This window comes from Halonatronum saccharophilum DSM 13868 (assembly GCF_000517025.1).
Classification (GTDB): Bacteria; Bacillota; Halanaerobiia; order Halobacteroidales; family Halobacteroidaceae; genus Halonatronum; species Halonatronum saccharophilum.
Window position 1 is genome coordinate 105,361 of record NZ_KI912096.1, and the last position, 6,410, is coordinate 111,770.

The following is a 6,410-nucleotide window of genomic DNA, read 5'->3' on the forward strand; positions in this document are numbered from 1 at the left end:
ATTTTATAACTATACAGGAATAGAGACTTCTTTTACAGGAAGTAAAATTCCAAGGACAAAGCAATATTATGCTGATGCTTACTCTTCTTGGCAAAGAGGGAGTAATGAGAACTTAAATAAAATGATTAGAAGGTTTTTGCCAAAAGGAAGTAGCTTTAAGAATCTTAGTAGAAATCAAATTAAAAGAATTGAAAAATGGATTAATAATTATCCTAGGAAGATGTTTGGTTTTAAAAGTTCTAATAATATATTTGAAATAGGTTTAAATGTAGCATAAATAAACACATCATATGAGGTGTTTTTTTCCATAAAGGCTGTGCATTTTATATTGCAATTTTCATTATTTAAGAAAAATATATTTTACAGTTGGAAAATGATTATAAATATGTTATAATATAAAAAGGATATATTTAACACAAAAAACAAATTAGTCATAACAATGTTATTATATCAAACTGGATATATATTAGAGTGAAGAAGCATAACTTGTTAATTTGGTTGCCTTGAGTTATGTAGAGCTAATGGCAAACCCACCAAAAGAAATTATTCTTTTTTTGGTGGGTTTTTTATATACAAAGTAATAAGTATAGAAGGAGATACTATATAAAATTAAATTGACCGAACTACTAAGATGAGAAAGGAGGATAGATAATGGTTAAAATAAGCTGGGAAGATAGTATCTTTTCTGATGTATCTAAAAATTTTGTCAATAACCCAAACCCTGACTTGGGTGAGAAGGTTGAAATTTTATTTAGAGTATTAAAAGGAGCGCCAATAAAAAGTGTTATACTTTGTTATGTACGCAATGGAGATGAAAATATCATTGTAACTAATTACAGCACAGGTGAATTTTTTAATTATTATAAGTGTAATTTAAAGGTTAAGCAAAAGAGAATTCATTATTATTTTAGAATCCATTTAAATAATGGAGAGATTTATTATTATAACAAAATTGGGTTAAGTAAGGATCCAATTCTTAAGGAGTATAATTTTAAGATAATAACAAATAAGAGTGTAGACTGGGTCAAGACTAGCACTTTTTACCACATATTCCCTGACAGGTTCTATAGTGGTAATGCTATTAGCAAGAAAGAAGACAGAGGATATATGAGTAATGGTTATAAGCCTAAAAAGAAGATGTGGGATGAAAAACCAGGGATTTTTGAAGAGAATCTTTGTTTAGATTTCTTTGGTGGAGATTTAGAAGGGATAAAAGAGAAGATACCTTATTTAAAAGAGCTTGGTGTAAATGCTCTTTATTTAAATCCAATATTTTATGCTATAAGTAATCATAGATATGATTGTATAGATTATTTTAAGATTGACCCTTATCTGGGTGATGAAGATACTTTAAAGAGCTTAGTTGATGCATTACATAAGGAAGGGATAAGAATTATCCTTGATATTTCAATAAATCACACTGGTATTGAACACAAGTGGTTAAATAAAAATGGTGTCTTTTTTGGTGAAGAGGTCGGTGGGTATAATAATGATGTTAAGGAGAGAGATTATTATTTTTTCGATGAAGATAATAATCTTCACTTCTGGTTAGATGATGATAGGTTTACTACATTAAATTATACCTCTCAAGCTTTAAGGGATGTTATGTATAAAAGTGATGATTCAGTTCTTAAAAAATGGCTAAGTGAGCCTTTTAACATTGATGGTTGGCGTTTTGATGCAGCCAATGCTTTAGGAAGATTGGATGATGTTCAGATACACTATGAACTTTGGAGAGATATGAGAGAAGAGATTAAGTCAGTAAATGAAGATGCATATATGGTTGGAGAGTCTTGGATTGATTGTATTGATTTTTTAGAGGGTGATAAGTGGGATGCATCTATCAATTACTATGGCTTTTGTCAGCCACTAAGAAGATTTTTAAATATAGTAAGTTGGTTTCAATGTAATCCTTCTGATGCAGTAGGTTTTGCTGCTACAACAAGCCAATATTTAGCCAAAATTCCTAAATGGACTACTTACAAAATATAGCCATCTAGATACTATGAATGCAGTTGAAGGAGATAGGGTAAATAGTAATACAGTGATAGGAACAATGGGTAATACAGGTAGAGTATACTCTCATCATGAGGATGGATGTGGAACTCATTTAGATTTTGAAATTATGAAAGATGGCAGATATATAGATCCAGAACCCTTCTTAAAGGGGCATAATATAGTTTATACAGAAGGAGATTATGGCTCAAGTAGAAGTGGTTCATGTAGTGGCAGAACTATGAGTTGGAGTCGATTTAGTGGAGGAAGTTGTGGTGGTTCTAGTAGGTCTAGCAGCTCTAGCAGTAGAACAAGTAATGGTGGTTGTAGTGGGAGTACAGTGACATGGGAAGAGTTCAAAGAGAGAACAAGTAATGGAGGGGGCAGTAATTCTACTGCCCCAATAAATAGTGGTTCGTGTAGTGGAAATACTCAAACCTGGGAAGAGTTTTCTGGCGAAGATGATAAGGTTGATGATGGAGGTGGGACGAATAATAACCCAGGAGACAAACTTTTTGAGGAGGGTCTTGAAAGATTTAATGAGTCATATGATAGAGAATTAACCACTAAAGAGAGAGTGGCTGGATATGTAGTTCTGGATTTACTTTTAACTGGAGCGGGGAGTGCTGTTACTGGAAGCCCTGATATAGGTAAAAACGCTTCTAAGCTTATAACATGTGCATTACCTAGAATAGTAGGAATAACAGATGCAGCAAATGATAGTAAGATAGCAGAGACGATAGTTAAGACACCTGAATATATGGCTGCTCAATCTCAAATGGATACAGGGTTGATTATAAATGCAGTGTATAATATAGTTAATGAAATTGAAGGAGTAATTGAAAAGGGAATGGACAAATTAGATGAATATACTATAAGCGATGAAGCATATCAAAAATTATTAGATCAAGCATATGAAAATCATAATATTGAGGATTATGCTAAAAGTTATTCTGAAAATTATTCTGATGAAACTAGTACAGGATCATGTTAGGGGATATTGTAATAAGATAAATTAGTTGATTAATATTTAGAAAAGAAGTAATATCACTAGATAAGTGTATTGCTTCTTTTTTTAAAAAGGTGGTCTCACTTATTTTCGGAGGTGATTAGAGTGAATAGTAAATATAAATCCAATTTTTATTGGCGATTGTTTAGGATCCTTTTAAGTATTATATTATTACCATTTTTTATATCATATATGTATATCCAAGATGGGGTAATAGCCACTAATAATTTCAGTCCATATTTTGCCTTTCTTATGAGTGTTTTAATCTTTTCAGATGAGTTATTATTTCTCTTTCCTAGAAATGCCCAGAAAATATATGAAGAAGTATTATATAAGTTTTCAATGGATAAATTATTAACTGTAATAACTGGGATATTAATATTATTTTTTCTTTGGACACAAGTACAGTATTTCTTATCTGGAAATTTATTGTTAATTATAATTTCTTCAACCATAGTAAGTCTTTATAGTCGTTTTAGATATAGTTTAATACTAATTGGGGATAAAAGCATTATTATTAGAGAAAAAATGATTCGCTATGATGAAGTTGAACAGATTAAAGTTGCTAAGAATAAGATAATAGTTGAGAATGGTGACAGTTCTGAAGAGTATAGGTGTATTATTCCTAAAAGAAATAGGAAAAAGGTTGAGAGTATATTAAATGAAATAGTTTAATATAAGGTTTTAGTTAGTAAAGATTAAGTCAGTTTGGTGAGGATAGGGGAGACTATATCCATAAAGGTTTAGGTATAGATGGTAATAAAGGAGATAGTATCTATGCAGCAAAGCAGGGTGAAGTTATCTTTAGTGGTGAGACTGAGTTTGGAGGAAATAGAATAATAATAGATCATGGGAATGGACTACTAACTAAATATAGCCATCTAGATACTATGAATGTAGTTGAAGGAGATAGGGTAAATAGTAATACAGTGATAGGAACAATGGCTAATACAGGTAGAGTATACTCTCATCATGAGGATGGATGTGGAACTCATTTAGATTTTGAAATTATGAAAGATGGCAGATATATAGATCCAGAACCCTTCTTAAAGGGGCATAATATAGTTTATACAGAAGGAGATTATGGCTCAAGTAGAAGTGGTTCATGTAGTGGCAGAACTATGAGTTGGAGTCAATTTAGCGGAGGAAGTTGTGGTGGTTCTAGTAGGTCTAGCAGCTCTAGCAGTAGAACAAGTAGTAGCGGAGGATGTAGTGGGAGTACAGGAGGTACAAATAATAATAATTCAAGGATGACAGATAAAGAAATAAAAGAAGGCCTAACAGGAAGTTGCAGTGGGGGTACAGGAGGTACAGATGATACAGACCGAAAAGATAAAGATTCAAAGATGACAGATGAAGAAATAAGAGAAGGACTTAGACAATCAGGGACATGTGGAGGTACAGATCCAGTAGAACCTGGCGAATCAGAAGAAGTAGACGAAACAGATGATGGTAATAGGACTGATGGAACAAGTGAAACAGAGAATGGTAATGCAGATGCGGAAATTGATAACAAATTATTAAGAAATGGAAGTGAGGGAGAAGAGGTAAGAGAATTACAGCAAAAACTAAAGGATTTAGGATATGACATAGAAGTTGATGGTAAATATGGACCACAGACAGAAGATGTTGTAAAGCAATTTCAAGAAGAACAAGGTTTATCAGTAGATGGCATAGTTGGAGATGAAACAATGAACGTTTTAGAAGAGTCAAATTCAGATGATTTTCCTTTTTATGAACCAGAAGATAAAGATGATAATTTTGAATTAGATGTGCCAGATTTAGAGTTGCCAGAAGGTTCAACAACAGATTCTTCAGGAATGAGTAATGAAGGAATTGTTTTTCTGCAAGACTATGAACAAGCTAAAGAGGAACATCGAGCAGAAGATGGATTATATGCTCCTGAAGCATATGATGATGGATATGGTTATATGACAATAGGTTATGGGCATTTAATTCGTCCAGGTGAATCCTTTGATGAGCCTATTACTAAAGAAGAGGCTGAGGAATTATTAAGAAAAGACCTTGAAATAGCAGAGAACTATATAGAAAGAAATGTAACGATTGACTTAACTCAAAACCAACAAGATGCTTTAGTTAGTTTAATATTTAATGTAGGAACTGGTCATGTGTCGAATGGGGGAATTCATGGATCTCAAACAATCGCAAAATTAAATGCAGGAGATTTTGAAGGGATGGCAGAAGAATGGGCAGAATATAGAATATCTAGTGGAGAAGTCTCTGATGGACTAATTAGACGCAGGGCAGATGAGTTAGAGATGTTTTTTGATGGAGATTATACTAGAAAATATAGATAATTTAGGTATTAATATATATTAAAGAATCTTTTTAATATATGATGAATTAAAATATTAAGTGCAACAATAAAAATATATTAAAAGGATTCTTTTCTAAGGAGGAATTTAGATGAAGTTAAATATTAAATCAATAATAGTAATTCTGATATTTCTATGTCTAACAAAGCTAAATAACAATGAAGTAGTTTTAGCTCAAAATCTTCTGGGAGATGTTTTTTATCTAAATCAATACAATCGTCTTGAAGGAGCTATTGATAATAAATATAAAATAAATATGATATTGTACTATGATAATGATGAAGAGTTAGTAGGGAATTACTTTTATACAAGATATCAGGGTAAGATAAAATTAGTAGGTAAAGTAACTAAAGATAAAATACTTAAATTAGTTGAACTAGATGAAGAAGGCAATGAGGTTGCTACGTTTGTAGGAGAAATTGTTAATAGAGAGTTTGTAGGAAGGTGGATTAGGTTAATAAAGCCTAAAGTGTACAATTTTAATTTAAATATAGGAGGATCGTTTTGGGGAACTAGGGAGAAAATATATGCTGCTTTCACAAGTAAAACCAATGAAGAAGTTGAGGATTTTTGAATGAATTAATGAGGTTCCCCCATTAAATTAGACACTAAGTTTAGTGGCTTTTCTCTCGTTTTCGTATTTTTCTGGACTTTTATAATTTAAAGTCGAGTGCATTCTAAATCTATTGTAAAAGACTTCAATATATTCAAATATATCTCTTCTTGCTTGAGCTCTTGTTATATAGTTATTATGATGAATTAATTCTGTTTTCAATGTTCCAAAAAAGCTTTCTGACACTGCATTATCCCAGCAATTACCCTTACGACTCATTGATGATTTAAATCCATTTTCAATTAATAGTTCTTGAAATTCTATACTAGCGTACTGACTTCCTCGATCTGAATGAAATATAAGTCCTCTTGAGACCTGGCGATTGTTTAGAGCCATATTAAGAGCATTTATTACAAGATTCTTTTTCATTGTGCTATCCATTGACCAACCAACAACTTTACGAGAATATAGATCTATTATGACAGCAAGGTAAAGCCAACCTTCCTGAGTAGGAATA

General features: G+C 31.9%; 7 protein-coding genes. 6 read left to right on the forward strand and 1 reads right to left on the reverse strand.

The features are described from left to right. The 6 genes from HALSAC_RS17110 to HALSAC_RS0110805 all read left to right on the forward strand — a co-directional run. Positions 1–277: IS30 family transposase (locus tag HALSAC_RS17110; protein ID WP_156924185.1), on the forward strand; the 277-nt coding region annotated here is incomplete at its 5' end. Between the two features lie 374 nt (positions 278–651). Further along, entirely contained in the window at positions 652–1,992 is a 1,341-nt protein-coding gene (locus HALSAC_RS15730) for an alpha amylase N-terminal ig-like domain-containing protein (protein ID WP_051412191.1), read from the forward strand. Between the two features lie 13 nt (positions 1,993–2,005). Continuing rightward, complete coding sequence (locus tag HALSAC_RS0110790; protein ID WP_027340273.1) at positions 2,006–2,989, forward strand: M23 family metallopeptidase; 984 nt, start codon at positions 2,006–2,008, stop codon at positions 2,987–2,989. 267 nt (positions 2,990–3,256) lie between these two features. Continuing rightward, positions 3,257–3,679 (forward strand): hypothetical protein, encoded by a 423-nt coding sequence (locus HALSAC_RS0110795; protein ID WP_211231341.1) that lies wholly within the window; start codon positions 3,257–3,259, stop codon positions 3,677–3,679. A 56-nt stretch (positions 3,680–3,735) separates the two neighbouring features. Beyond that, entirely contained in the window at positions 3,736–5,322 is a 1,587-nt protein-coding gene (locus tag HALSAC_RS16580) for a glycoside hydrolase family protein (RefSeq protein WP_281172354.1), read from the forward strand. Positions 5,323–5,431: 109 nt separating this feature from the next. Beyond that, a complete protein-coding gene (locus HALSAC_RS0110805; RefSeq protein WP_027340275.1) occupies positions 5,432–5,914 on the forward strand; it encodes a hypothetical protein in 483 nt (160 codons plus the stop codon). Between the two features lie 27 nt (positions 5,915–5,941). Here HALSAC_RS0110805 and HALSAC_RS15740 read toward each other — a convergent pair. Continuing rightward, the coding region (locus HALSAC_RS15740) for an IS3 family transposase (protein ID WP_035571791.1) at positions 5,942–6,410 on the reverse strand (469 nt) is incomplete at its 5' end.

Coding starts and splice junctions, on each gene's coding strand:
- HALSAC_RS15730 (WP_051412191.1), top strand. CDS start 652: ATGGTTAAAATAAGCTGGGAAGATAGTATCTTTTCTGATGTATCTAAA.
- HALSAC_RS0110790 (WP_027340273.1), top strand. CDS start 2,006: ATGAATGCAGTTGAAGGAGATAGGGTAAATAGTAATACAGTGATAGGA.
- HALSAC_RS0110795 (WP_211231341.1), top strand. CDS start 3,257: ATGAGTGTTTTAATCTTTTCAGATGAGTTATTATTTCTCTTTCCTAGA.
- HALSAC_RS0110805 (WP_027340275.1), top strand. CDS start 5,432: ATGAAGTTAAATATTAAATCAATAATAGTAATTCTGATATTTCTATGT.